Annotated in this window: 22 protein-coding genes and 2 tRNA genes; 20 read left to right on the top strand and 4 right to left on the bottom strand. The window is 66.2% G+C overall.

All coding sequences use genetic code 11. From position 1 onward, the window contains the following. Positions 1 to 2: 2 nt before the first annotated feature. A complete protein-coding gene (locus ML540_RS03390; protein ID WP_243358529.1) occupies positions 3 to 1,313 on the bottom strand; it encodes a terminase large subunit domain-containing protein in 1,311 nt (436 codons plus the stop codon). Between the two features lie 156 nt (positions 1,314 to 1,469). On the opposite strand from ML540_RS03390, the gene ML540_RS03395 reads away from it, so the two are divergent. Beyond that, positions 1,470 to 2,057: an ERICH6/C3orf20 family protein gene (locus ML540_RS03395; RefSeq protein WP_243358530.1), complete on the top strand. Its 588-nt coding sequence runs from the start codon at positions 1,470 to 1,472 to the stop codon at positions 2,055 to 2,057. 92 nt (positions 2,058 to 2,149) lie between these two features. Continuing rightward, positions 2,150 to 2,542 carry a hypothetical protein gene (locus tag ML540_RS03400; RefSeq protein WP_243358532.1) on the top strand — a complete coding sequence of 131 codons (393 nt, stop codon included), beginning with the start codon at positions 2,150 to 2,152 and terminating at the stop codon, positions 2,540 to 2,542. A 79-nt stretch (positions 2,543 to 2,621) separates the two neighbouring features. Here ML540_RS03400 and nudC read toward each other — a convergent pair whose 3' ends face one another. Both nudC and ML540_RS03410 read right to left on the bottom strand, forming a co-directional pair. Further along, the gene (gene nudC, locus ML540_RS03405) at positions 2,622 to 3,518 is read right to left on the bottom strand and encodes an NAD(+) diphosphatase (RefSeq protein ID WP_243358534.1); all 897 of its coding nucleotides are present in this window, start codon (positions 3,516 to 3,518) and stop codon (positions 2,622 to 2,624) included. A 111-nt stretch (positions 3,519 to 3,629) separates the two neighbouring features. Next, positions 3,630 to 4,241 (bottom strand): phage adaptor protein, encoded by a 612-nt coding sequence (locus ML540_RS03410; protein WP_243358537.1) that lies wholly within the window; start codon positions 4,239 to 4,241, stop codon positions 3,630 to 3,632. Between the two features lie 168 nt (positions 4,242 to 4,409). Between ML540_RS03410 and ML540_RS03415 the strand changes: the two genes are divergently transcribed. The 10 genes from ML540_RS03415 (at position 4,410) to ML540_RS03460 (ending at position 14,789) form a co-directional block, all read left to right on the top strand. Continuing rightward, the gene (locus ML540_RS03415) at positions 4,410 to 6,962 is read left to right on the top strand and encodes a molybdopterin-dependent oxidoreductase (RefSeq protein ID WP_243358538.1); all 2,553 of its coding nucleotides are present in this window, start codon (positions 4,410 to 4,412) and stop codon (positions 6,960 to 6,962) included. A 118-nt stretch (positions 6,963 to 7,080) separates the two neighbouring features. After that, positions 7,081 to 7,839, top strand: a complete 759-nt coding sequence (locus tag ML540_RS03420; protein ID WP_243358541.1) for an NYN domain-containing protein — start codon at positions 7,081 to 7,083, stop codon at positions 7,837 to 7,839. A 168-nt stretch (positions 7,840 to 8,007) separates the two neighbouring features. Then, the gene (locus ML540_RS03425) at positions 8,008 to 9,114 is read left to right on the top strand and encodes a radical SAM protein (RefSeq protein WP_243358544.1); all 1,107 of its coding nucleotides are present in this window, start codon (positions 8,008 to 8,010) and stop codon (positions 9,112 to 9,114) included. Next, a complete protein-coding gene (locus ML540_RS03430; protein WP_243358545.1) occupies positions 9,114 to 9,815 on the top strand; it encodes a nucleotidyltransferase family protein in 702 nt (233 codons plus the stop codon). The genes ML540_RS03425 and ML540_RS03430 overlap by 1 nt, the downstream gene beginning before the upstream one ends. Positions 9,816 to 9,824: 9 nt before the next feature. Beyond that, positions 9,825 to 10,514, top strand: a complete 690-nt coding sequence (locus tag ML540_RS03435; RefSeq protein WP_243358546.1) for a GNAT family N-acetyltransferase — start codon at positions 9,825 to 9,827, stop codon at positions 10,512 to 10,514. Between the two features lie 58 nt (positions 10,515 to 10,572). Beyond that, the gene (locus ML540_RS03440) at positions 10,573 to 12,003 is read left to right on the top strand and encodes a B12-binding domain-containing radical SAM protein (protein WP_243358547.1); all 1,431 of its coding nucleotides are present in this window, start codon (positions 10,573 to 10,575) and stop codon (positions 12,001 to 12,003) included. A gap of 31 nt (positions 12,004 to 12,034) precedes the next feature. Beyond that, entirely contained in the window at positions 12,035 to 13,618 is a 1,584-nt protein-coding gene (locus ML540_RS03445) for a GHMP family kinase ATP-binding protein (RefSeq protein WP_243358548.1), read from the top strand. Positions 13,619 to 13,624: 6 nt separating this feature from the next. Continuing rightward, entirely contained in the window at positions 13,625 to 14,563 is a 939-nt protein-coding gene (locus ML540_RS03450) for an Lcl C-terminal domain-containing protein (RefSeq protein WP_243358549.1), read from the top strand. Between the two features lie 68 nt (positions 14,564 to 14,631). After that, positions 14,632 to 14,707, top strand: a tRNA-Lys gene (locus ML540_RS03455). Positions 14,708 to 14,713: 6 nt separating this feature from the next. Further along, a tRNA-Glu gene (locus ML540_RS03460) sits at positions 14,714 to 14,789 on the top strand. Positions 14,790 to 14,968: 179 nt separating this feature from the next. Here ML540_RS03460 and ML540_RS03465 read toward each other — a convergent pair. After that, a complete protein-coding gene (locus ML540_RS03465) occupies positions 14,969 to 16,882 on the bottom strand; it encodes an autotransporter outer membrane beta-barrel domain-containing protein (protein ID WP_243358550.1) in 1,914 nt (637 codons plus the stop codon). A gap of 422 nt (positions 16,883 to 17,304) precedes the next feature. Between ML540_RS03465 and ML540_RS03470 the strand changes: the two genes are divergently transcribed. From ML540_RS03470 to ML540_RS03505, 8 genes are all read left to right on the top strand, one after another. After that, a complete protein-coding gene (locus ML540_RS03470; protein ID WP_243358551.1) occupies positions 17,305 to 18,804 on the top strand; it encodes a YidH family protein in 1,500 nt (499 codons plus the stop codon). After that, positions 18,794 to 20,023 (top strand): general secretion pathway protein GspE, encoded by a 1,230-nt coding sequence (locus tag ML540_RS03475; RefSeq protein WP_243358552.1) that lies wholly within the window; start codon positions 18,794 to 18,796, stop codon positions 20,021 to 20,023. Before ML540_RS03470 ends, ML540_RS03475 begins: the two co-directional genes overlap by 11 nt. Then, positions 20,013 to 21,425 carry a sensor histidine kinase gene (locus ML540_RS03480; protein ID WP_243358554.1) on the top strand — a complete coding sequence of 471 codons (1,413 nt, stop codon included), beginning with the start codon at positions 20,013 to 20,015 and terminating at the stop codon, positions 21,423 to 21,425. Before ML540_RS03475 ends, ML540_RS03480 begins: the two co-directional genes overlap by 11 nt. Then, on the top strand, positions 21,418 to 21,798 hold the full coding sequence (locus ML540_RS03485; RefSeq protein ID WP_243358557.1) for a response regulator: 381 nt from the start codon (positions 21,418 to 21,420) through the stop codon (positions 21,796 to 21,798). Before ML540_RS03480 ends, ML540_RS03485 begins: the two co-directional genes overlap by 8 nt. Before the next feature lie 242 nt (positions 21,799 to 22,040). Then, the gene (locus tag ML540_RS03490; protein WP_243358558.1) at positions 22,041 to 23,195 is read left to right on the top strand and encodes an ABC transporter permease; all 1,155 of its coding nucleotides are present in this window, start codon (positions 22,041 to 22,043) and stop codon (positions 23,193 to 23,195) included. Positions 23,196 to 23,202: 7 nt separating this feature from the next. Then, positions 23,203 to 23,976: an ABC transporter ATP-binding protein gene (locus ML540_RS03495; protein WP_243358559.1), complete on the top strand. Its 774-nt coding sequence runs from the start codon at positions 23,203 to 23,205 to the stop codon at positions 23,974 to 23,976. Positions 23,977 to 24,027: 51 nt separating this feature from the next. Next, positions 24,028 to 25,035, top strand: coding sequence for an MlaD family protein (locus ML540_RS03500; RefSeq protein WP_243358560.1), 1,008 nt, complete (start codon positions 24,028 to 24,030; stop codon positions 25,033 to 25,035). Between the two features lie 3 nt (positions 25,036 to 25,038). Beyond that, positions 25,039 to 25,644: a PqiC family protein gene (locus ML540_RS03505; RefSeq protein WP_243358561.1), complete on the top strand. Its 606-nt coding sequence runs from the start codon at positions 25,039 to 25,041 to the stop codon at positions 25,642 to 25,644. Positions 25,645 to 25,716 lie beyond the last annotated feature (72 nt).

Consider the following 25,716-nt stretch of genomic DNA (forward strand, 5'->3'; position numbering starts at 1 on the left):
TCCTAGAGGAATCGGGAGGGATCCTGGCCCTCCTCGAGGTTTGAGGTGTCGTCCGCCGGCCGGAATCGGTCGGCGTGGGCCATGGTCAGCACGAAGGCGTCGGCCAGGTTGGGGGAGCTCACGCCCCGGCGCTTGAGCTCGTCCTTGCCCTCGACCTTGATGCGGCCCGAGGGCAGGTAGGCGAAGCGGGGGGATGAAAGCTCGGCGGCCAGCTTGCGGACCAGGGGCGCGGCCTCGTCCAGGCAGACCACGCGTGAGGCGAAGAACTCCCGGGCCTTCCACCACAGCTCGTCGCGGCGGCGGTTGAAACGCTCCGACGAGGAGGACGACTCGGCCACGTTCACCGCCGTCACCGGCAGTCCCCAGCCGGACAGGGTGTGGGCCACGCCCGCGCCCCAGCCCACGGCGTCCACGTAGACGGCCTCGGGGCGGAAATCGTGGAAGCATTCCCGGGCGCGTCCGGCCACGACCAAGGTGTCGTCCAGGCGGAACTCCTCGGCGTGGACCACCCTGCCTCCCTGGCGCACCACGATGGCCGAGGGGTCACCTCCCAGCGACATGCCCACGTCCAGGCCCATGACCGCCGGGGCATCCCGGTAGCCCACCTGGCGGTCCAGGGAATCCAGCACCAGGGCCAGGGGGATGAGGGTGTCCTCGCCGGTGACGTCGAAGTCGCACTCGTATTCCTGGCGGAACTGGGCGTCGGTCATCTGGGAGCGGGCTGAGTCGAGCTCGTCCTCGGGCAGGAGGCGGGTCGCGCTTGCCGGAAAGCGGGCCGCGAACCAGCCGGGGTTGCGAAGCGCGGCCTGGTAGAGGTCGAAGAAGTGGTTGTGGCCGCGCGGGGTGCCAATGAAGATGGCGAAGCCGCGCCGGTCGGACAGGGCCGGGCGGATGACCGTGGCGTATGCCTCGGGGCGGAAGTCCGCGTATTCGTCCAAGACCGCGCCGTCCAGGTAGAGGCCGCGCAGGCTGTCGGGGTTGTCCGCGCCGTGCAGGCTGATGCGCGAGCCGTTCTCGAAGTCGATGCGCAGTTCGTTCTCGCTGGCCTTGGAGCCGGGTATGCCCAGGGCGTAGCGCTTGAGATAGTCCCAGGCCACGCGCTTGGCCTGGGTGAGGGTGGGGGCCACGTAGGCCAGGCGCTGGTCGGGAGGGCCGTCCCGGTGGGCGGCGTCGATGAGGGCGTTGACGCAGAGCACGGTCTTGCCGAAGCGGCGGTGGCAGACGAGCACGGAGAACCGCCTCAAGCCCGCGTGGATATCCTGCTGGAAACGGTGCGGCGTGTAGCCGGTATGGATGGTGATGCCGGTCTTCATGAACCGGGCAGTGTAGCCGGGAATCCGGCCGCGTCACCCCATATAGCGCTATGTGGGAAGAAAGGCGGAAAAAATTCGGGGAAAGAGCCATTGACATGCCCCGGAATATCTGGCGGTAGGCGAAGATCGGAAAAACCCTTCAGCAAGGGAGGAGCCATGAGAAGCAACCGCTGCCCGCTTTGCCTATTCGTCCTTTCGACCTTGGTCCTGGCCATGCTGGCCGCCGCCGGGTGCGGCCCACGCGACAGGACCGACACCCGCACCCTGGCCCAGGCCCCAGCACCTCCGGAGGAAAGGGTCGTGGTGGTCGAGCGCAGTCCGGAAAGCCCCCGCCGCTATTTCCGCGATACGAGCGGCCAGCTCTATTATGCCGACCCGCAAGGGGGGCTGCACATCATCCAGAGGACGGAGCGCGTGGAGACAGGGACTGGCGGATTGTACTACGTCGTCGATGACAACCCGATCCAGTACTACATGGATGATTCCGGGAGGATGTATTATTACGGATCGGGAAGGAGTGTCGTTTACCTGGAAGAGAGCGGCCCGGGACATGTCATCGACCCGTTGCCTATCCTGCGCGGATCAAGCGTCAGCAATAGGCTCGAGACGGGAAGAAGCATGGTGTATTGCGACAGCCAGTGGAAAAAGTGCATGCAAAAGTGCTCGGAAGCTCCAGGGTTGGAAAACAAGAAAAACTGCCAGGAGAATTGCGACTACGACAAGGAACAGTGCCTGCGTCCGTAGCGAGGCGGACCGGTTTGTCCCCGGCACGCCAGATGCGTGCCGGGCCCACGATGGCGGGAAGCCACGGCATTCCCCATCCCAGGAGGCTTATCATGGCAGGATTGGCTTTCACGGCAGGAGTGGTTCTGGCGATCTGGTTGTCTTTCTGCGGCGCGATCATGGCGCAGGCGCAAAATACCAGCCCCCAGGGCGTTCCCTACCTCAGCGGAGGCGTCGGGCTGGACGAGAGGGAGGCCATGCAGGGCATGGCCTCGCAGTACAACCTCAAACTCGAGTTCGCGGTGTCCGAAGGCAACTACCTGGGGGACGTGCGGGTGACTCTGCGGGGGCCGGTTTCCCTGGACGCGGTTTCCGAAGGACCCTGGTTTCTGGTGCGGGTCCCGCCTGGCATCTATTCCGTGACGGCCGAAAGCGCCGGAATGGCGAAAACCCAGTCTGTCACCGTGGGCAAGGACGGGCAGAAGACCGTGGTGTTCCGCTGGTAGCCACGCTCCATGGCTGGCCGGAGCGCGCCTGGGCCCTTGCGGCCCTTGCGGCCCGGCGCATCCGGCTCGTCCCGGGATGTCAGGCTTTGATATTGAGCGCGAAGGTGTCGATGATGTACCGGGAGATGCTGCGGCGCGGGGACAGGGCGGGCGGCAGGTTGTCCGGACTGAACCAACGGGCGTCCTCCAGCTCGGTTTTGTCCACGACCAGTTCGCCACCGGCGTATTCGGCCGTGAACCCGGCCATTATCTGGCTGGGGAAGGGCCAGCTCTGGCTGCAGACGTATCGCACGTCGCGAACGGATATGCCCGTCTCCTCCCTGACTTCACGCACCACGCAATCCTCCAGCGACTCTCCGAATTCCAGGTAGCCGGCTATCAGGGCGTACTGTCCCGCAGGCCAGATGGATTTACGCGCCAGAAGGAACTCCTCTCCCCGCCGGATCAGGACGATGACTGCCGGATGGATGGGAGGGTAGTATTCGTCGCGGCACCTCCCGCAGCGCACCCCCCAGGTGCGCTCGATCCTGTCCATCGCCGTGCAGCAGACCGGGCATCTCGCGCTGCGGCTGCGCCAATGAACAATCTGGCGGGCCATGCCAGCCAGGGTGATGAGTTCGTCGTCGAGCGTTTCCTCCCGGAAGTTGATCGGGATGGGGGTCCACGATCCGGGTATGGGCGCATCCGCCTCGATCCGGCCGACCCTGAGGGGCTTGCCGCGCCAGGCGCCGATGGCGAACGGGCTCTCCACCAGCGCAAGGGCCGGGGGGAGGAAGCCGTCCGGGAGGGCCGGCGCGCCGCCGCCGTGGCGGAGCAGCAAGGCGTCCCCTTGCAGCAAAAGCCAATACCCGGGCACGGAGGAATCGTCCTGGTCGGGCGTTCCGGGCTGGAACAGTCCCTGGACGGCCGTGGCGTTGAACGGCAGGTTGACCTGATGCGGATAGGGCGCGCCAGGTGTCGCGGAATGCATTTTCATTCCCATCCCTTCGCACAAGACCCTTGCGCTGACAACGCGGCCTCGCCCGCCGGCCGAATCCAGCCGAGTCCGGCCGGGGCCGGAGTCCTGTCCGGCCCCGGCATTTGCGGCTCACGCCAGCCAGCCCCGCCGGGAGACGGTGACGGGCGAGAGGGCCGAATAGGTGCTCAGCAGGTTGTTCTCCATGTCCTGCAGGAGCTGGGAATCCAGGCTCACGTCCATTTCGTCGATGTTTTTGAGCCGAAGGGCCGCGTATTCGGCCACCAAGTCGTCGAGCTTGCCGCCAAAGGGCGTGGGCGAATCCATCTCCAGGGAGGCCGAGTCCAGAAGCGGCCAGTACACCAGGGTCAGGCCGTAGGCGGCGCCGGGGGCCCCGGCCAGGTAGAGCGAGTCCCCCCGGATGAGCCAGGCCGAGCACTCGGCGGGGCTCGAAAGCTGTTCCCAGGAGTCGTCGCTCTGCTTGGCGATCTTGGTGCTGGTACCGTCGCGGTAGAGGCCGTAGTCGGCCATGAAGTCGGCGGGCAGGGGATAGTCCTCACGGCCGGGCTCGGTGTCGAAGCGGTAGATGCTGCGCCCGAGCTCCACGTCATTGCGGAAGAGCACGTGGGAGAGCCTGCGGAAGCCCTTGCCCACGATCCTGAGCATCTGTTCGTCGCTCCAGCGGGTTTTCTGTTCATCGGTCAGCTCCAGCCTGATTTCGTCGATCAAATCTGCGATGGTCATGCGCGCTCCCTTGCCAGGGCGCACAAGTCATAGCTTGCTTCCGGAGACGTTGCAGCCCATATAGGGCTATGTGGGAAGAAACCGGAAAAAAACGCCGTACGCCAGCCGAGACCCCCTGAGGCTGGATTCGGACGGGGGCAGGCGCGCTCCGCCCGGAGGAGGAACGCCATGGTCAGCATCAGCGTGAACGGACGAGCCTACGAGGTGGACGCCGACCCGGGGATGCCGCTTCTGTGGGTGCTGCGCGACGTACTTGGGCTCACCGGGACGAAATACGGGTGCGGGGCCGGACTCTGCTGGGCCTGTACCGTGCTGCTCGGCGGCAAGGCCCGGCCGTCCTGCTCGCTCAAGCTCGGGGCCGTGGGCGGCCAGGAGATCGTCACCATCGAGGGAGTGGCCCCGGACCACCCGGTCAAGCAGGCCTGGATACAGGAGCAGGTGCCGCAGTGCGGCTACTGCCAGCCGGGGCAGATCATGCGCGCGGTGGCGCTTCTTTCAGAAAACCGCGACCCAAGCGACGAGGACATCGCCAGGGCCATGCAGAGAAACCTCTGCCGGTGCGGCACCTACGGACGCATCAAGGCGGCGGTCAGGCGCGCGGCCAGGGCCATGGCGGGGCATCCGCAACATGCGGCCGTCCCGGCGGGCGGCTTTTCCCAGCCTTCCGCCACGGCCCAGGGCCGCAGCTTCGCCATGAATCCCTTCGTGAGCATCGGCGAAGACGGCCAGGTGACGGTGCTGGCCAAGCATGTCGAGGCCGGGCAGGGCAGCCACACCGGCCTGGCCACCCTGGTGGCCGAGGAGCTGGAAGCCGACTGGAGCCGGGTACGCGCCGTGTCGGCTCCGGCGGACGAGCGGATCTACAACAACCTCTTTTTAGGCCCCCTGCAGGCAACGGGCGGCAGCACCTGCATCGCCAACTCCCACGAGCAGTACCGCCAGGCCGGGGCGTCGGCGCGGGCCAGGCTCGCCCATGCCGCGGCCGAGGTTTGGGGCGTGCCGGTGGGGGAGATCGTGGTGGAAAACGGCCTTGTGCGCCACGCATCGGGCGATCGCCAGGCCGGCTTCGGGGAACTGGCCGAAGCGGCTGCCGGCCGGCCTGAGCCCACCCACGCGCCGCTCAAGGATCCGGCGGGCTTCCGGCTCATCGGCAAACAGGATCGCCGCCTGGACGTGGAGTCCAAGGTCCAGGGAGCGGCCCTGTACGCCATGGACGTGCGCCTGCCGGGAATGCTGACCGCGGTGGTGGCCAGGCCCGCGCGTTTCGGCGCCAGGGTGAAGGGCTTCGATCCGGCTCCGGCCCTGGCCGTTGCGGGCGTGAAGCACGTCGTGGAGATCCCCCAGGGCGTGGCTGTGGCGGGCGTGGACACCTGGGCCGCCCGGCGCGGGCGGGACGCGCTGCGGGTGGAGTGGGACGAAAGCGGAGCGGAAACGCGCGGCACGGCCGAGCTTCTTGAGCACTACAAGGCCCTGGCCGCCTCTCCCGGGCTTTCCGCCAGGGCCGACGGGAACGTGGAGGAGGCCCTGGCCTTGTCCGGAAAGACCGTGGAAGCTGTTTTCGAATTCCCGTACCTGGCCCACGCCCCCATGGAGACCCTCAATTGCGTGGTCCGGCTGGCGGACGGCGCTTGCGAGATTTGGGCCGGGGACCAGTTCCAGACCGTGGATCAGGCCAACGCCGCCTCGGCCGCGGGCCTTGAGCGCAGGCAGGTGCGGATCAACACACTGTATGCGGGCGGAAGCTTCGGACGCCGGGCCAACCCGGCCTCCGACTACATCGTGGAGGCCGTGCATGTGGCCCGGGCTCTGGGAGGGGCAGCCCCCGTCCATCTGGTGTGGACCAGGGAGGACGACATAGCGGGCGGCCGCTACCGGCCCATGTTCGTCCACGCGCTGCGCGCCGGGATCGATGGACGAGGAAACCTGATCGCCTGGCGCCAGCGTGTGGCCGGGCAATCGATCCTCACCGGCACGCCCTTCGAGTCCATGATGGTCAAGGACGGCATCGACGCCGTCTCTGTGGAGGGCGCCCACGACATGCCCTACGCCATACCCAACCTGTCGGTTGAGCTGCACACCGTCGTAGTGGGCGTGCCCGTGCTCTGGTGGCGCTCTGTGGGCCATTCCCATTCGGCCTACGCCGTTGAGGTCTTTCTGGACGAGGTGGCCCAGGCGGCTGGTCGCGATCCCGTGGAGCTGCGCCGGGCGCTCCTGGCGGACCACCCCCGCCACCTGGGTGTGCTCGACCTGGCAGCGGAGAAGGCGGGGTGGGGGTCGGCCCTGCCGGCCGGGCGCGGGCGTGGCGTGGCCGTGCACAAGTCCTTCGACACCTACGTGGCCCAGGTGGCCGAAGTGGCCGTGGGACAGGACGGCGCGTTCCGTGTGGAAAGGGTCGTGTGCGCTGTTGACTGCGGCATGCCCGTCAATCCGGATATCATCCGCGCCCAGATGCAGGGCGGCATCGCCTTCGGCCTGTCGGCGGCCCTGGGCGAGGCCGTCACCCTGGATTCGGGGCGGGTGGAGCAATCCAACTTCAATGAATACCGGGCCATGCGTTTCGACCGCATGCCCGAGGTGGAGGTGCACATCGTCCCCTCGGCCCAAAAGCCGACCGGAGTGGGCGAGCCCGGGGTGCCTCCCATCGCCCCGGCGGTCGCCAACGCGTTGTCCGCCGCGACCGGCAGGCGTTTCAGGCGGCTTCCGCTTCTCGAAACGAGGTAGTCGTGTCCGGCCTGGAGAAGAAGGAGCGCGGGAGCGAAATATGTGCGGCCACCCTTTGACTGGTTGCAGCACAAGGCCTACACTCCCGAACATAATGCCGGCTATTGGAGTTTTCGATATGAACGTCTCTATTCTCATCGATGGCAGTTTTTTTTGGATGAAGCACTTGGAAGCCCGGCTCGGACAGCCCCCGTCGGCCGATTCGGTCCGGCTGGCCTGTGACCTGATCATGGATGATCCCGAATTCGACGACGACAGGCTGTTCCGCGCCTACTATTACGATTCGCCCCCCTACGGCGGGCGTGCGGTCCACCCCATATCCCAGCGCGAAATAGAGTTCAGCGCCACCGAACAGTACCGCATCAAGCACGACTACTTGGACCAGCTTCGCCGCATGCCGCGCATGGCCCTGCGCCTGGGGTCGCTGGCCATGCAGGGCTGGAAGCTCAACAAGAAGAACATGCGCGCCATCATGGACAGCTTAAGCCGCAACCTCCCCCTCCAGCCCCAGGACGTGTCCATCAACCTGGTGCAGAAGGAGGTCGACATGCTCATGGGCCTGGACATCGCCTGGATGGCCGCCCGGGGCATGGTGGACAAGATCGTGCTGCTCACCGGCGACGCGGACATGATCCCGGCCATGAACTTCGCCCGGGAACACGGCCTGTTGGTCTTCGTGGCCAAGTTTGGCTACTACCTGTCCGACAAGCTGCGCGACCACGCCGATGGCGTGGTGGAGTTCAACCTGCCCGCCCCCGAGCGGGCCTCCGCCCCGGCCGCGCGGGTGGTCTCCATGCCCGGCAACGGCCACGCCGCGCCAAGCCCCATCCTGGAAGACGACCTGGCCGAGAGCGAGGACACCCCCGGCAACAGTTAGCCGCGACCCGGCCCCGCGCCGGGGCCGGCGGCCCGGAACAGTGCAGGACACGCGTCCGTCACCGGCGGACGCGCGCCCACGCGGGCCGGGGCGTTTCAAGGGTCTTGCGGCCTTGCCTTGCCCGAAAAAAGATGCTTCTATCCGCCTCCCGCCAGGAGGGACCTTCCCATGCCAAGCCAGAAAGCCATCGACAACAAGGCGCTCAACGACCGCGAACTGGCCGAAGAACGCACCATACTTTCGTCCAAGCCCCAGCGTCTGGTCTTCGAGACCACCAACCGCTGCAACCTGCGCTGCGCCATGTGCGGCCAGTCGCACCGCGACTTCGTGGGCCGCGACCTCCAGCCCGAGGTCTTCGAGAAGACCGAGCCCTACTGGGACGCCCTGCACGACGCCTCCCTGTTCGGCTGGGGCGAGCCGCTCATGAACAAGCACCTGGGCAGCTATTTCGACCTGCTGGCCCCGCGCGGTCCGCGCATTTTCGTGCTCACCAACGCCATGCTCCTCAAGCAGGAGATGATCGACCGCTTCATAAACGGCGGGCTGGCCTTCCTGAACTTCTCCGTGGACGGGGCCAGGGCCGAGACCTACAACCGCATCCGCAAGGGCGCGGACTTCGACACGGTGATCGGCAACATCAGGAAAGTGGTGGCCAAGAAGCGCGAACTGGGCGTCTCGCACCCCTACCTGCGCATGGTGTTTGTGGGCATGCGCTCCAACGTCGAGGAGTTCCCCGATTTCGTGGACCTGGCGGCGAGCCTGGGCATGGACGAGGCCAAGATGGTGCACATGATCGCCTACGGCAAGGAGATGGTGGACGAGATCCTCTTCGACCACAAGGAGCTCACCAACTCCGTGCTGGACGAGGCCGAGCGCCGCGCCAAGGCGCACGGAATCAAGCTCACCATCCCCGACCGCTTCGACCTTTCGGGCAAGGCGGCGCTCACCCCGGTCGCGAGCCTGCACAAGAAGTGCCCCCGCCCCTGGGAGGAGATCTTCGTGCAGTCCGACGGCAAGGTGCGCCTGTGCATGCTCTCCAAGGACATTATGGGAGATCTGAACGTGGAGGGCGTGGAGGACATCTGGAACAACGAGAAGTTCCAGAAGGTCCGGGCCACCATCAATACGCCCAATGCCATGTCCACCTGCGCCAAGTGCCCCCAGTACAAGGAAATGAACGTCAACGACCGGGCCGCCTTCATCCAGGTGGAAACCGTGCTGCCGGGCTCCAAGCCCCCGCAGCCCGACGCCGCCCTGGCCGAGGCCGCCGAGTAATGAGGACGGCCGTCGTTTTGAGTGCGGGGCTGGGCACGCGCCTGCGCCCGCTCACCGACACCTGCCCCAAACCCATGGTCCCCGTGGCCGGGGTGCCGCTGCTTGAGCGCACCATCCGCCATCTGGCCGCCCAGGGGGTAACGGACGTGTGCGTCAACCTGCACCACCTGCCCCAGGCGGTGCGGGACCATTTTCCGGGCGATGCGGCCTTCGGGGTCAGGCTCCACTTCACCGTGGAGGAGGAACTCCTGGGCACGGCCGGAGCGCTGAATGCCTTCCGCGACATTCTGCGCGAGCCGTTTTTGGTCTGGTACGGGGACGTGCTCTCGGAGTTCGACGTGAGCGCCTTTTGGCGCTACCACGAAGCCAAGGGCGGCATGGCCACGGTCGGCCTCTACCGGGTGGACAACCCCACCCAGTGCGGGCTGGTGGACATGGACCCGGCCTTGCGCATCACCCGCTTCGTGGAGAAGCCCCCCGTGGCCTTCACCGACTTGGCCAATGCCGGGGTGTACGCCTGCCAGCCTGGGGTGCTCGATTTCATTCCGCCCTCGGGTTTTTCCGATTTCGGCCAGGACGTGTTCCCGGCCATGCTGGAGGCGGGCGCGGTCCTGTACGGCTACCCCATCGAGGACTGCCTGATCGACATCGGCTCGCCCGAGAAGCTGGCCCGGGCCGATGAGATCTTCTCGGGCAGATAGGGAGTCTTCATGGACATGAAATGCCTGGTCCGCCAGCAGTTCGACAGTGACGCCCTGGGCCTGGACTTCTACCGCGCCACCCGGATCGACCCGGATATTCTCGGGCGGGAGCTGGCCGCGCTCCCCCTCCCGTACATGGCCGATGCCAAAGCCCATGCCCAGGACATCGACGGGGCCAAGCTTCTCATGCGCCTGGGTTTTCGCAAGATGTGCGTGCAACCGACTTTTTCCCAGGACCTGACAGGCGCGGCCGGGGCCGCCTGCGGCGAGCCCATGGGCGCGGCCTCGATGCCCGAAGCCGAGCTTGACGCCCACGCGGCCAACTTTCCCTTCAGCCGCTTCGGCCTGGACCCGGACGTGGCCCAGGCGGCGCGCGTCGCTCACCAGCGGCGCTGGATCGCGAACAGCATGGCCTCCGGCGAAATCCTCAAGTTCATCGAGCCGGGAGCGTTCGTGAGCTTCAAGCTCAAGGACAAGGCGGCGGTGATCGACCTGATCTCGGTGCTGCCGCAGGCACGCGGACGCGGCTCGCTGCTCCTGGGCCGGTTGCGGTCCTGGGCGGCCTCCAAGGGACTGACCCGCGTCGAAGTGACCACCGAAAGCGAGAACGTCACGGCCTGCCTGTTCTACCAGAAAAACGGCTTCCGCCTGGACCGGGCCTCGGTGGCCTTTCACCTTCACGCCGGGGCCGGGCGATGAACGCTTTTGTCCGCGTGGGCCTCGGGGCCTGAGGCGCAGCGCATCCGGCGGCACCAGCATGGTCAAGATTCTCTTCCTGCAGCGAGACGGCTACGAAGCCTTCGGGCCCATGTACCTGTCCTCCGCCCTCAAGGCGCGGGGCCATGAGGCCGACGTGGTGGTTCAGGCCGAGGAGGGCAAGGGATTCTGGGAGGCCGTTCGCGCCGCCAACCCCGACGTAGTGGGTTTCTCCCTCATGAGCGGCCTGCACGAGTGGGCCGCGGACACGGCCCAGAAGGTCAAGGCCATGCTTGGCGTGCCGGTTATCGCCGGAGGCACGCACTGCACCTTCTTCCCTGAGTTCCTGGACCAGCCGGGCATCGATGCCATCTGCAGGGGCGAGGCCGAGGACGCCCTGCCTGACTTCATGGACGCTTTGGCGAGCGGCCGCGACGGCTCGGACGTGCCGGGATTTTTCGTCAAAACGTCCTCGGGCGTGATCCGAAACGACCTCTACCCCCTGCGCTCTGAGCTGGACGAGATACTGCCGCCGGACCGCCTGCTCTACGCCAGGCGCTACCCCGGCCTGGCCTCGGGCACCGGGGCCGAGGTCATGGCCGCCCGGGGATGCCCGTACAACTGCAGCTTCTGCTACAACAAGATGATCCGGCAGATGTACAAGGGCAAGGGGACCTATGTCCGCCGCCACTCCCCCGAGCGGCTCGTCTCCGAGATCGTCGCTCTTCGCGAGCTGCGGGGCGAGCGCCTGCGGTATCTCTCCTTCGTGGACGACCTGTTCGTGCAGGACCGCGCCTGGCTGGAGAAATTCCTGGGGCTCTACTCCCGCCAGGTGGGGCTGCCCTACATGAGTTCCGTGCGCGCCAACCTGACCGACGAGGCCCTTGTGGCGCTCCTGGCGCGCTCCGGCTGCGGTATGGTCTCCTTCGGGGTGGAGAGCGGGGACGAGGAACTGCGCAACACCGTGCTGGCCAAGCGCATCTCCGAGAAGCAGATCCGCGATACGGCTTCGCTGCTGACCAAGTACGGCATCCGCTTCTCCACCTTCAACATGTTCAACCTGCCGGGGGAGACCCTGGACAAGGCCCAGGCCACGCTCAGGCTGAATCAGCAGCTGGGCCGGCTCAACTATCCCTGGTCCGGCCTTTTGCAGCCCTACCGGGGCACGGGCGTGTACGACCTGGCCTTGAACGCCGGGCTGATCTCCCAGGCGGAGAGCGGGGCGCGCCGCTTCGACAGCCTGACCATCCGCCAGGCGGACACCGAGGCCCTGGCCGCCTTCAGCGCCTATTTCTACTGGATGGCCCGCCATCCTGCGCTCGAGCCCGTGCTCATGCGGCTGACCAGGCGGCGCATCCAGCTGCTGGAGCGGATCGCCATGCTTGGGGCGTCCCTGTCGCGCTATGTGGGGCTCAACTGGCCTTTCGCTGGCTGGCGCGCCCCCGTGGACGCCCTCAAGGCCGGATGGAAACGAATCAAAAGCTATATCTGATGCCCCGGGCATCCTGAATGGGACACGTATCATGATCATCGCCAAATCCCCGGTCCGCCTGAGCTTCGGCGGCGGCGGCACCGACCTTCCGGCCTACTACGAGGCCCACGGCGGGGCCGTGCTCTCCGTGACCATCGACAAGTATTTCTACACCGTGCTCCAGGAGATCCCCGGCCGCGAGGTGGAGATATCCTCCTCCGACTATCAGCTCCACCAGCGCATCCCGGACCTGGACCAAGCCAACCTGAAGGACGCCCTGCGCATCCCCAAGGCCATGCTCCGCCACTTCGGCATCAAGGACGGGGTGATGCTCCAGCTCAAGTCGGACATTCCCCCCGGCTCGGGCCTGGGGCTGTCCGGGGCAGTGGCCACCAGCCTGGCCCGGTGCGTCGGGGCCTACGCCGGGTCGTCCCTGGACAAGGCCCAGGTGGCCGAACTGGCCACCCACATCGAGCTCACGGTGCTGGGCCGTCCCATAGGCATGCAGGACCAGTACGCCTCGGCCTTCGGTGGGCTCAACTTCATGACCTTCGACGCCTCGGGCACCACCGTGGAGCCCGTTTCCGTCAGCCGCTCGCGCTTAACGGAGCTGCGCCGCCACCTCATGCTCTTCCACACCGGCTCCTCGCGCGACTCGGCCCGCATCCTGGAAGGCCAGCGCCAGGCCACCAGCGACAACGACGAGGCGGTGCTTGAGGCCCTGCATGCGGTCAAGGCCACCGCCTACCGCATGCGCGAGATCCTCGAAGGCGGGGACATCCTGGAGATCGGGCGCCTGCTCCACGACTCGTGGCAGCAGAAGAAGCGCTTCTCGTCCTCGGTGTCCAACCCGGACATCGACCGCTACTACGAGACGGCCATGCGCTGCGGGGCACTGGGCGGCAAGATCACCGGAGCGGGCGGCGGCGGCTTCCTGCTGGTGTTCGCCGAGCCGGACCGGCAGGAGCGCATCAGCCGCGAACTCACCGCCCTGGGCCTGCAGGAGCTGGTCTTCGATTTCGAGGAGGGCGGCTCCCAGATCACCCTGGACCACGCAGGGCGGTTCAAGTCCACCATCACCCCGGAGGGCTATCTGCTGGGCATGCGCGCGGTGGTCAGCCGCCTGGACAAGAACCAGATCGGGCGCATCGCGGACATGCTCCACGCGGCCTATGCGGCCGACAAGCAGGTGTTCATCATGGGTAACGGCGGCTCAGCGGCCACGGCCTCGCACTTCTGCTCCGACCTGGCCAAGACCGTTGCCGTGAACGGTAAGCGCGGTTTCAGGGCCATTCCCCTCACCGACAACATCCCGCTCATGACCGCCTGGGGCAACGACGTGGGCTTCGAGGACATTTTCTCCGGGCAGCTGCGCAACCTCCTCAACCCCGGCGACGTGGTCATCGGCATCTCGGGCGGGGGCATGAGCCCCAACGTGCTCAAGGCCATGGACCTGGCGCGCGAGCGGGGCGCACGCACGGTGGGGCTGACGGGCTTCTCCGGCGGCAACCTCAAGTGCGCCGTGGAGGAATGCTTCGTGGTGCCCTCGGAGAACTACCAGTTCATCGAGGACGTGCACATGATGCTGGTACATCTGTTGACCAGCGTGGTGCGCGAGCGTCTGGCCGGAGAGTAGCCTGCCGTGGCCGCGCGGGGAGCCTGCTATCCCTGGTCCGGCCAGGAAGGCTGTTTCGACCTCTCGGGCGGAGCGGTCCTGTGCGCTGGGAGCGGGCAGGACGCAGAGTTCCGGCCCGGCCGTCCCTGGCCGGTTGTGCGCTTCGAGGCGGCCGGGGAGTTCCTGGCCTTGGACCGGCTGACCGGGCTCGCCTGGCCCCGGGACGCCTCGGCGGCTGGCTGGCCCATGACCTGGGACGAGGCATTGACTTGGCTGGAGGAGCGCAACCGTGAGGGCTGGCTAGGATTCGCCGACTGGCGGCTGCCGCGCCGCCGGGAGCTTCTGGCCCTCGTGAGCCTGGCCCACGCCCGTCCGGCCCTGCCGCCGGGCCATCTCTTCCGTAATCTTTTCCAGCACTGGCACTGGACGGCCACCCTGGCGGCCAACGCGCCCGGGTACCGTTGGCGCGTCCATCTCGAGGGAGGCCGGATGTTTCCCGGACCTCAGGGCGCCACCCACATGATCCTGCCGGTTCACGGCGCGTCTTGGCTGCCGGGTGAGACGCCGCAGGAGGCGCGCGTCCTAGGCCGCCCCTGGCCCGAACCGCGCTTTGAAACCTCGGGGGACGAAGCCCTGGACCGGCTGACCGGTCTGGTCTGGTCCCGCCGTGTTTTGCCCGGGCAGGGCGAGGTCACCTGGCAGGAGGCGTCGGACACGGCGGCGGGGAGCGGCGGCTGGCGTTTACCCACGATATGGGAGTTGGAGAGCCTAGTGGATACATCGCGGGCCTGGCCCGCCCTGGCGCCGGATCATCCCTTCGGACAAGTGCTTGACGGCGTGTGGTCCTCCACCAGCAGCGGCTACGACCATGCCTGGGCCTGGGTTTTGTATTTCGGCAAGGGGGCGGTCGGGGTTGGGCATAAACCCGGCAAACACTTCAAATTTCTATTGACGAGCAAAGAGTGAACATGTAAACGCAATTTTCTTGACAGCGCGAGGCCGTGCGGTTAAACGGTTCCTCCGCTCACGCGGATGGGCCGTTAACTCAGTTGGTAGAGTACCTGCCTTTTAAGCAGAGAGTCGCAGGTTCGAATCCTGCACGGCCCACCATATCGCGTCCCCATCGTCTAGTGGCCTAGGACGGCGGCCTCTCACGCCGCTAACAGGGGTTCAAATCCCCTTGGGGACGCCAAAGAAATCAACGGGTTAGGATGAAAATCCTAGCCCATTTTTCTTTGGGGAAACGGTTCTGTTCACATTGGCTTTACACAGCCCGGTTTCCGGCCGGGCGCTCCCATAAAGTGGGGCGCGAGTCGGCACGCCGCCTGGCATTGCCGCCCCAGGGGAGCATGATCTCCGGACGGCCGGCGCTCAGAAACTGACGCTCACGCCCAGTTCCCCGCCGTAGCTGACCACCTGCGGATTAGTGAACATGGCTGAACCCGCGACTCGCAGCATCCACTGATCGTTGATCTTGTAGGAGGTGCCAAGCGACGCGGTGCCCCAATCCGTGGCCACCGGGGCGGCGTCCATGGAATAGGGCTTGGCCGTGGCTGTGGTGATCGAGGCCTTGACCATGCGGCCCTGGCCGGCGAACTCGTGGTTCCATTTGGCTTCCGCGAAAGGCCGCCATTTGGCCACGTCCACCAACACGCGCCAGCCCAACTGGCTGACGACGGACTCACGCGTCTGGCCGCCAAAGGACAAGGCGTTGACGCCGCTGGTCCCTGATTCGGTGAAGCCCTTGATAGTCACCTGCTGCAGCACCAGCCCCGCAACCGGCCCGGTGGTGACCGGTCCCAGCTTGATGTCCCCGCCGGCGCGCAAGGCCAGGGCCAGGGACTGACCGGTGGTGTTGGCGTTGTTCTGGTCGGTGAACAGACCCAGGGGCACGATGCGGGTGATCTTGTCCTGGTACAGGCCGTAGGACGCCACCGCGTTGCCCCACACCGGCCCGGCTTTGCAGGCGGTGTAGAGGCTGAACGCCTGATCGGTCTGGTCGAAGTGGCCGGCTCCCTGGTTGAAGTTCTGGGTCTGGGTTCCGGCCGTGAAGGCCGCGCCCAGGATCAGCCCGAAGGCCGTCTGGTAATCCACGCCCGCCGAGCCCGTGAAGGGGGTGCCGGATTCATCGGGAAAGCCCGAGGTGTTCCTGATATTGAGCGAGCCGACCCCTCCTGTGGCCCATACGTTCACGCCGCTTTGTCCGCGATGCTGCCCGGAAAGATCGATCTGCCCCTGGATGGTGGCCGCGCGCGCCAAGCCGCCCTGCACCGGGCCTTCCGCCAACAACGACATCTGGCTCGGAGCCACGATCAGGCCGTGCTCGTAATCCGCCTCGATCTGCTGGCCCGCCGTGGTGAAGTGCACGCCGTTGGCGCCGATGAACAGGTTGGACTGCATTTGCGCGGGTGTGACGTTGTCCCAGCTGACGAGCAGGGGGCTGAGCGAAGGGGACAAGGTGTTGGCCGACAGTACCGAGGAGGGGGTGAACCCGAACATGGTTGGATGGAGCACCACGAAGCGCATCAGGCTGTCGATGTCGGCGGGGATGAAGCGCACTCCGGCCGCCGCCAGATCTGCCCAGCGTGCTTGCCCGTAAGAGAGGGACCTCGCGTACAGGTCCGCGTTTTCCGGGGCGAGCCCCCCGCCCAGACCGGCGAAGACGGCGTAGTTGTACGAATTGGGAACCATGAGGGTTCGCGCTCCGGCCGCCTGAAGAGCCGCCGCGCTCATCGCCTCGCCGGCAGCCAGGTTGGAGAGGAAATTGGGATTGGCAGCGGCCCAGGCCGGGGGCATGGCCCGCACGAACTGCAGGTCGTTGTCGCTGGTCTTGATCACATAGAGGGCGTTGGGATTGGCCGCGCCACCGGTTGAGAGAAGGTAGTTCTGTATCTGCTGGTTGGTGGACACGTTGGTGGGGGCTGATACGCCGGAAAGATAGGGATCGCCGGCGGAAGGGCGTAGCGGGGCCGAAAAAGCGCCGCCGTTGGCGTAGTTGAACCCCCCGCCGCCGATCGCCGCGCCGTTCAAGCCAAACTTGCCGGCCAAAATGGCGGAGTTCATCACTCCGGGGCCGACGAATGCACCGCTGGCGCCGCGGGCCACGGCGTCGGCAATGGTTTTATCGAAAACCGCGCTTCCCGTAGTGTTGTAGCGGAAATAGCCGCTGTCCTGGGTGCTGTCGCCAAACCCCACATACTGGTTGAGTCTGGCCGCGTCGGCTGCGCCGGGCGTGCCGAGGAGGATGCAGACGAACAAGGCAGCGACAAGGGCGAGTTGTTTCATTGTGGCCTTTCCGGATAAGAGGGGAGATCACACTACGGTCAAAGATCCTCGAATAATGATGGTTGAGCCGGGAAGACGCATATATGTTTTCGCGTGATTACGGTAGTGCTTTCTGGAATGTTTTTGCGAATAAGTGATTAAAAAAAACGGTACATGAGTATATGGTCCCAGCCCCATCAATTGAAGAGCTGAATATGCCGCTCGGACTGACGCGAGAACGTGGAAATCAGTGCACCGCCTATTTCTTGTGCCTGGTCACGGGGGAACGCAGCCTTGATTAAACAGAAGTGGTATGTCAAAGGCGCTGGTGCGTCCGGGTTATGGACCGCGGTGGGAATCCGTCGGCTTTGCCAGCCTTGAACCGGGTAGGGAAGCCATGAGTCGATGTATCATTTCCCATGTCTTTTAATGGGGGAGTGCTCGTGGACGATTCCGTGCAGAACAGCCGTGTACCGGCTGTCGTCTTATTTGAGGAAGCCCTCGCGCCTCCGGAATCCCTCGCCGCCGGGATCGACCTGGAGGAACTCAAGGCTCGGGGCTGGACGCCTCTGCGCAAGGAAGGCGGCTGGGCCTGGGTTGCCACCTGCCGTGAAGATTCCGCCCAGGTCATCCGCGAAGCCGCGGAACTGCTCAAGGTGGGCAGCGTCTCCCTCTCCAAGGCCGATGAAGCCACTGTCCGGCGTTTTATCGAACACGCCCAGGACGTGAACCCCGGCTTTCCCCCTGTCGCTGGGCGCACCAGCTTGGCCCGGACCAGGACCTTCCTGGCCGCGGTCCGCTCCCAGCTCTCCAGTTACCGCAGCCTGCTCAGCAAGGGCCGCACCGGCCTGGCCATGCTGCGCACCGGCCTGGCCCTGATCACGGTTTCCCTGGTGCTCGTGAAGGTGTTCGGTACCGGCCTGGCCCTGATCCCGGAGGCCGTCCTGGCGGTCTGCGGGGGCATCCTGGTCGTGGACGGCCTCATCTGGTACATCCCGGCCCGCCGCCTGGCCCGCCGCAGGCCGTTGAGGGCTCCTGCCCCGCCCGGGCCGGACATCACCGTTCCCGTCGCCCGGCTCGAAGATGAGCGCATCGCCATTACGCGCACTCCGCCGGTCCCGGGCGCGGGCGGATGGGTCAAGGACTGCGAGCGCCACTCGCCGGTGATGCGCAGGCGTTTTTTGGCCCTGGAACGCACCGAACTGGCCATGGAGAGGACCCGGCAAGCCTATTTCCGCACCGTCATGTCCAAGTCCCGCACGGGCATGGCCCTGGTGCGTACAGGCATTTCCCTCTGCGGCCTGGGCATCGCCTTCCTGAGAAGGCTGCACGCGCAGCCGGCCGACGCGGCGGGGCTCTTTCTGATGGCGGTGGGAGTGGTCCTCACGCTGGAAGGCTTGAGCTGGTATCTGGCCGGGCACGGAGCGGGGAAGACCAGCCTGGACGAGGCGGAGAGGGCCGGGGAAAAGGGCGGCGCGTGGGGGATGCTCCTGCCGCCCGCGCACGAGGAGCACGACGACCGGCGCTACCGCTGCGTCCCGCTGGTCGCGCCCGGGTGCAGCCCCGGGATATGGGGGTCGACCGGGCTGGCCCTGGAAAGGACCCTCCTGGCCGAACGGCGCAATGTCATGTCCCGGTTCAGGACGAGCCTGGCGTGCTCGCGCACCGGGATGGCCTACGTGCGCACCGGCGTCAACTTCGTGGCCGTCGGCCTGGGCCTTCTCCTGACCGGCCCCGGGCACGGCCTGGCCTGGGTCGTGCTGGAAAGCGTCATCATGGCGGTAGGCGTCCTGCTGCTCGCCGACGGCCTCTACTGGCATCTTCCTGCCCGGCGGGATCGCTGGCAGCTTCCCTTCTGCGACTGCGAGATGGAAATCGCGGTGCCGGATTACTCCCTGCCCCCCGGGCAGTGGAAAACATTCGAGCTGGGCAATGACCGCTGACGCCGTGCTCTCTGAGGCGACGCGCCCCTACTCCCCGCTTGAGTCGCGCGGGCTTCTCTCCCGCCGGGACCTGGAAGCGGCGGACAAGGCCTGGCTCGCCGACGCCGTCCACCCCGAGGTGTTCTTCCGGCAGCGGCTCGGCCTGACCCGGGGGGATCTCCGCCAGGCCCTGGGCGAGTATTACAAGCTTCCCGTCCTGGCGTACGACGAGCGCCTGCCGATCCCGGAGGATCTGGCCCGGCTGGCCTTCCAGGCCAAGGGGCCTGTTGCGGGGCACTGGTTCCCCGTCTGCCGCGAAAGGGACATGCTGACGTTCGCGGTGAGCGTGTTCGACGATCCGGAAACCATGCGCGAGATCGAAAGCCTCTTCCCCGGGCGGCCGAAGAAATACATGGCCTGCCTGCGCGAGGAGGTGGAATGGTTCGCCCAGGACTTCGCCATGCGCGACGCCAACGGCCCCGTCGGCGTCCAGCGGACGGCCATGGCCTTCTGGCGAAACACCATGGCCCTGTGGCGCACCAAGCTGGCCTGCCAGAGGACGAACCTCGCGTACGGGCGCACCTGGCTCAACGTCATGCGGTGGAGCCTGGGACTGATCGGCATGGGCAACAGCCTGTTCCGGATGGGGCAGCCTGCCGCGATTCCCCTGCTCCCCTGGATCGCCGTGGCGGTTGGCCTCGGCCTGGGCGCCGTCAGCCTGTGGGCCTACGTCCGCCAGCGGCGGGCCTGGAAGCACACCTCCGACCAGAGCCTGGTCGAGGCCACCTCCGCCGTGCTGCACTTCCTGGAAGAGTACCATTTCCTCGATCTGCCGCGCCCCGCGGATCAGGACTCGAAGCAGACCATGCTCGGGCGCCTGGGGGATTGCCTGACGACCTATTCTTCCATAACCATGCCCAGGGGTGGGTACCGGGAGCGCATCACCCTGGCCCGGGAGCGCAACGTGCTGGCCGCCCAGCGGACCGTGCTGGCCTGTTACCGCACCCTGGCCGCGCGCGCCCGCACCGGGCTGGCCTTTTTCCGCACCGGCGTGACCATCCTGAGCCTTGGCCTCGGCCTGCTCAGCTATTTCGGCTTGAGCGCCCAGAGCTCGCTGGATGTCCTGCTCATAGCGGCCGGCGTGGCGATGATCGCCGACGGAGCCGCCTGGTACTGGCCCGTTCGCAAGGAATATGCCGAAACCCCCCGCTGCATATGGTTCGACCAAGATGACGATTAAAAAGACGCTCATCCTGCACGGAGCCATCATCATCGGGCTCCTCGTCCTGACCGGGGTGTTCGCCGTCCGGGACGTGGGCAACCTGAGCGCCTCCAGCCGGTACATGGAGATACAGGAGCGGCTCAACTCGTCCTTCCTCGAGATGCGCCTTTCCGAGAAGAACTACTTCCTGTTCAAGGACGACCTCGCCATCGACGACATCCTGGTCATGGTCCAGGCCGCCGGCGAAACTCTGGACAGCCTCAACCAGGACATGGTCCGGGCCATCGGACTGCAGAAATACCAGGACCTGCGGCTCGCCCTGGGACAATACCGGCAACAGGTCGAACGCATCGCCACCGGCAAGAGCAGGGACGAGGCCTCGGAGAACATCCTCCGGGAGGCGGGCAGGCGGCTCATGGAGGTGTCCAACCGCCTCACCGAGGACGAGCGGACCAAGATCGGCGCTCTCATAACCAAGACCAAGCAGGGCATGCTCGCGTCCTTCCTCCTGATCCTGATCCTGGCCGTGTTCTTCACGCCGTTGATCTACCGCCGGATTCTCGCCTCCCTGAACAAGGTGAGCCAGCTGGCCATGGACATCTCCGAGGGCCGTTTCCGCAAGATCGACGGCCCTGTGTCCAGCGACGAACTGGGGGCCGTCATCAGGGCCATGAACACCATGTCGGAGCAACTGCGCCTGCGCGAGGACGAGCTCGTCCAATCCAGGAAGCTCAACTCCCTGGGCATCCTCACCGCCGGCGTGGCGCACGAGATCACCAACCCCCTCAACAACATCTCCATGATCGCCCAGACATACGAGGCCGTGTACGACATCCTCCCCCGGGAGGAGCGTATCGGCTTCATGCGCAAGGTCACGGCGGAATGCGAGCGGATCCAGGCCATCGTCATCAACCTCCTGGATTTCGCCAAGCCCAAGGTGGCCTCCTTCCTGTGCGGGGATGTGAACGATGTCGTCAGGCGGACGCTGCAGCTGGTCCGGAACATGCTCGACGTGTCGAACATCGAGGTCGTCCTGGACTTGGCCGAGGGCCTGCCGTGCGTGCGCATGGACGAACACCAGATCTGCCAGGTGTTCGTGAACATCATCACCAACGCCATCCAGGCAATGTCCCCCGGGCAGACCCTGGCCATCAGGACCAAGCCTGCCCCGGGGTATGAGGGCGTCGTCATCGATTTCCAGGATACGGGAAAGGGTATTCCTCCGGAAATACTGAGCAACATCTTCGATCCCTTCTTCTCCACCAAGGGGGTGGACGGGACCGGGCTCGGGCTTTCCGTCAGCTACGGGATCATCAAGAACCACCTTGGGACGATCACCGCGCAAAGCGAAGTGAACAAGGGAACCACCTTCGAAATTGTGCTTCCGGCCGCGAAACCGATGGAGGATGACGATGAGTAAGCCGACGGTCATGGTTATCGACGACGAGAAAATCGTGGGGGACATGTCCAAGTACCATCTCGAGGCCGCCGGTTTCGAGGTCGAGACGTTCATCGACCCCGCCAAGGCGCTGGAGCGTTTCAAGGAGAAGCACTTCGACGTGGTGGTCACCGACCTGAAGATGAAGAATATCGACGGCATGGAGGTGCTCAAGGTCGTGAAGCAGGCCTCCCCCAGGACCCAGGTGATCATGATCACGGCCTTCGCGCACCTGAATACCGCCATCGAGGCCCTTCGCGGGCAGGTTTTCGACTTCTTCCCGAAACCGTTCAAGATCAAGGATTTCGTCGCGTCGGTGAGCCGGGCGCTCGAAAGCGTTCCGCCCGCCGCCTGACGCAACGGGTGCGGGCGCGCTCCCGCGTGACGGATGAACCCGCGCCGGCGTGCCGATTCTGCCCCTCGCGCCAGGCCGGAGGCCTGGGTGCCCCAAGCCGAACCGGATCTGGGGCGGCTTTCGCGCCTGCTGGCGTGGGAGGCCGTCAGCAGGGACGACAACTTTGCCATGTGTTGGGGGGGGACGCCCCAGCTCACCATTGGGGGGTTCCCCGGACAGACTTTTTCCGTTAGGAAAAACGCATGGCTGGAAAAATCCTGAATCCGGGTGCTTCCGACGCCCTCTGCAGCGTGGCTTCGGCCGGGGGCGGCGTGCTCGTGACCCTGTCGGGCACGTGGGACATGGGGGCCACCGTCCCGGGTGCGGCGGACGCGAAGCGCCTGCTCGCGGCCTCCCCCAAGCCCGGAGCGTTGCGCTTCGACTCGTCCGGCCTTGGCGCCTGGGACAGCCGGCTGCTGATCTTCTGCCGGTCGCTTCTGGCCCTGGCCCGGGCAAGCTCCGTTCCCGCCGACCTGTCGGGCCTGCCCGAGGGGGCCCGCGCGCTCCTGGAGCTGGCGGAAAAGGTGCCCGAGCGCACGGGCGCGGCCTCCTCCAAGGCCCGCGAGCCGTTCCTGTCCCGGATCGGCGCCTGGTGCCTCGAAGCGTGGCACGGCATTCCCGACCTTCTCGAATTCGTCGGCGACGTCACCCTGGCCTGCGTGAACCTGGTGCGGGGCAGGGCGGTGTTCCAAGCCTCGGGGCTTACGCTCCTCATGCGCCAGGTCGGCGTGGACGCCCTGCCCATCGTCTCGCTCATCAGCCTTCTCGTGGGCCTGATCCTGGCCTTCGTGGCCTCCATCCAGCTGCTTCAGTTCGGGGCCCAGATATACGTCTCCACCATCGTGGGCATCTCCATGATCCGGGTCATGGGAGCCATCATGACCGGCATCATCATGGCCGGCCGCACCGGGGCCGCCTTCGCCGCCGAGCTCGGCACCATGCAGGTCAACGAGGAGATCGACGCCCTGCGCACCTTCGGCTTCTCCCCGGCTGAGTTCCTGGTGATGCCGCGCATGCTGGCGCTGGTGCTGATGATGCCTCTTCTGTGCGTCTACGCCGACCTCATGGGCGTGCTGGGCGGATTCGTCGTGGGCGTGGCCATGCTCGGCATCAACCCCGAGCTGTACCTGTCCCAGACCTTCCACTCCATCCCCTTGGCCAACTTCTGGATCGGGCTGACCCACAGCATGGTGTTCGGCGTGCTGGTGGCCCTGGCCGGGTGCTACCGGGGCATGCGCTGCGGACGCAGCGCCATGGGCGTGGGCCAGGCCACGACTTCCGCCGTGGTCACGGGCATCCTCAGCATCGTGGTGGCCACGGCCGTGCTCACCTGGCTGTGCAACATTCTGGGCATCTGAGGCGGGCATGACGGAGCAGACCACGCAAACACCCCGGCCGGGCATCGTCGTGAAGGACCTGACCATGGCCTATGGGGACTTCGTGCTCATGCGCGGCCTCAACTTCACGGTGAACCGGGGGGACGTGTTCATCATCATGGGCGGCAGCGGCTGCGGCAAGAGCACCCTGCTACGCGTGCTGGTGGGCCTCAAGGAGCCTGCCCAGGGCAAGGTGCTCTACGGGGGGGACGAAAGCCTCTGGGACGCGGACGAGGCGGCCAGGACGCGCATCCTTCGCCGCACCGGGCTTCTTTTCCAGAGCGGCGCGCTCTTCAGCTCCATGACCCTGGCCGAGAACATCGCCCTGCCGCTCAAGCAGTACACCAGGCTCTCCGACGCCGAAATACGCGACATGGCCTCGTTCAAGCTGGCCCTGGTGGGGCTGGCCGGATTCGAGAACTACTATCCTTCCCAGATCAGCGGCGGCATGTGCAAGCGGGCCGGGCTGGCCAGGGCCATGGCCCTGGACCCGGACATCCTCTTCTTCGACGAGCCCTCGGCAGGGCTCGACCCGGTGAGTGCCCGCCTGCTGGACGACCTGATCCTGGAACTGCGCGACAGCCTTCAGGCCACCTTCGTGGTGGTCACCCACGAGTTGGCCAGCATCTTCGCCATCGGCAGCAATTCCGTGTTTCTCGACGTGGGCACCCGCACCATGACCGCCAGCGGTAACCCCACGCATCTTCTTGAAACATCTCAAGATCCAGCCCTGCGCCACTTCCTGACCAGGGGCGAGGAGTAGGGCCATGCCAAGCAACCGCACGTGCAGACGCACACAAGAGGAGCTCCGGTCGTGAGCGCGAAATCGAACAAAACCATGATCGGCCTGTTCGTGCTGGGCGCGGCGCTTCTGGCTGTCGCGGCCATGGCCGCATTCGGCTCGGGCATGTTCTTCACCAAGAAGATGACGGCCATCATGTTCTTCGACGGGTCCGTGTCCGGGCTCGAAGTGGGGTCTCCGGTCATCTTCCGGGGGGTCCCGCTGGGCTCGGTCAAGGACGTGCGCATCGAGGCCGATCCCACCGGGCTCAAGTTCGCCATCCCCGTGGTTGTCGAGATCGTGGGCGGCAAGGTGAACCTGCAGAAGGCAGGAGCGGCGGAAGGGGAAACGCTTCTCGAGGCGCGCAAGCAGAGCCCGAAGGCACTCGTGCAGGCCCTGATCGACAAGGGCCTGCGCGCACAGCTCGTGACCCAGAGCTTCGTCACCGGCCAGCTGGCCGTGTCCCTGGACATGCGCCCGGACACGCCGGTCAGGCTGCACGGCGACGGCGACGACCTGGAAATACCCACCATCCCCTCTGAATTCGAGAAGCTGACCCAGACCTTGAAGTCGCTCCCCCTGGAGGAATTGGTGGCCCACCTGTTGAGCGCGGTCAACGGCGTGGAGCGCCTGGTCAACTCGCCCGAGACGGCCAAGATTCCCGCCAAGATCGACACCGCCCTGACCTCCGGGACGCAGCTGGTGGACGACCTGCGGGGCAGGGTGGACGGGCTGGCCAAGAACCTGGAACAGGCCGTGCGCAGCTACAACGAGCTGGCCGTGAACCTGGACCAGCGCACCGACAAGCTGACCGCCTCCACGCGCAAGACCCTGGACTCCCTGGACGGGGCCGTGGCCGACGGCAAGAGCGCCCTGACCAAGTTCCAGAAGGTGGTCAGCCCGGATGCCGCCACCGTGGTGGAACTGAACCGCGCCCTGGCCGAGATCGCCCAGGCCGCCAAGGCCATCAGGGGCCTGGCGGATTATCTTGAGCGCCACCCCGAAGCCCTCATCCAGGGCAAGGGCGGCAACAGGAGATAGACCATGCACCGCAAAGCACAGTTTTCCGTGACCCTCCTGGCCTGCCTGGCCCTCATGCTTCCCCTGCTGGGCGCGTGCGGCAAGAGCGCCCCGACCCGCTTCTACTCCCTGGCCGCCGAGGCCCCGGAGCCTGAGCAGAAACCGGCCGGTCCCTGCTACAGCCTGGGCATCGGGCCGGTGGACACCCCCGCCTACCTGGACCGCACCCAGATCGTGACCCGTGGCGAGGGCAACCGCATGCTCCTGGCCGAGTTCGACCAGTGGATCGAGCCGGTCCAGGCCAACTTCTCCCGCGCCCTCACCGACGCGCTCTCGCGCATGGTCTGCGCCCGGCCGGTCATGGGCTACCCCTGGCCGGGCGGCGTGCGGCCGGACTACCAGGTGGCCGTGCAGGTACGCACCTTCGACGGTTCCCTGGGCAAGGACGCGCTCCTGCACGCGGACTGGTCCATCGCCGACAAGGACGGTCGCGTGCTCGCCTGGAAGAGCTCCGTGCTGCGCGAGCCCTGCGCGGGCATCGACCACGCGGCCCTGGTGGCCGCCCAGGGCCGACTGGTTGACCGCTTCGCCAAGGAAGTGGCCGCTGCGCTCTCCTCGATTGCCCGGTAGAAAAATGTGCGGGCAAGTCCCCGCGAGATGCAAGGATGGGCTTCCTAATCGCGACGAATGCGTGCTAATGTG

The sequence above is a fragment of the Fundidesulfovibrio terrae genome (assembly GCF_022808915.1).
GTDB lineage: Bacteria > Desulfobacterota > Desulfovibrionia > Desulfovibrionales > Desulfovibrionaceae > Fundidesulfovibrio > Fundidesulfovibrio terrae.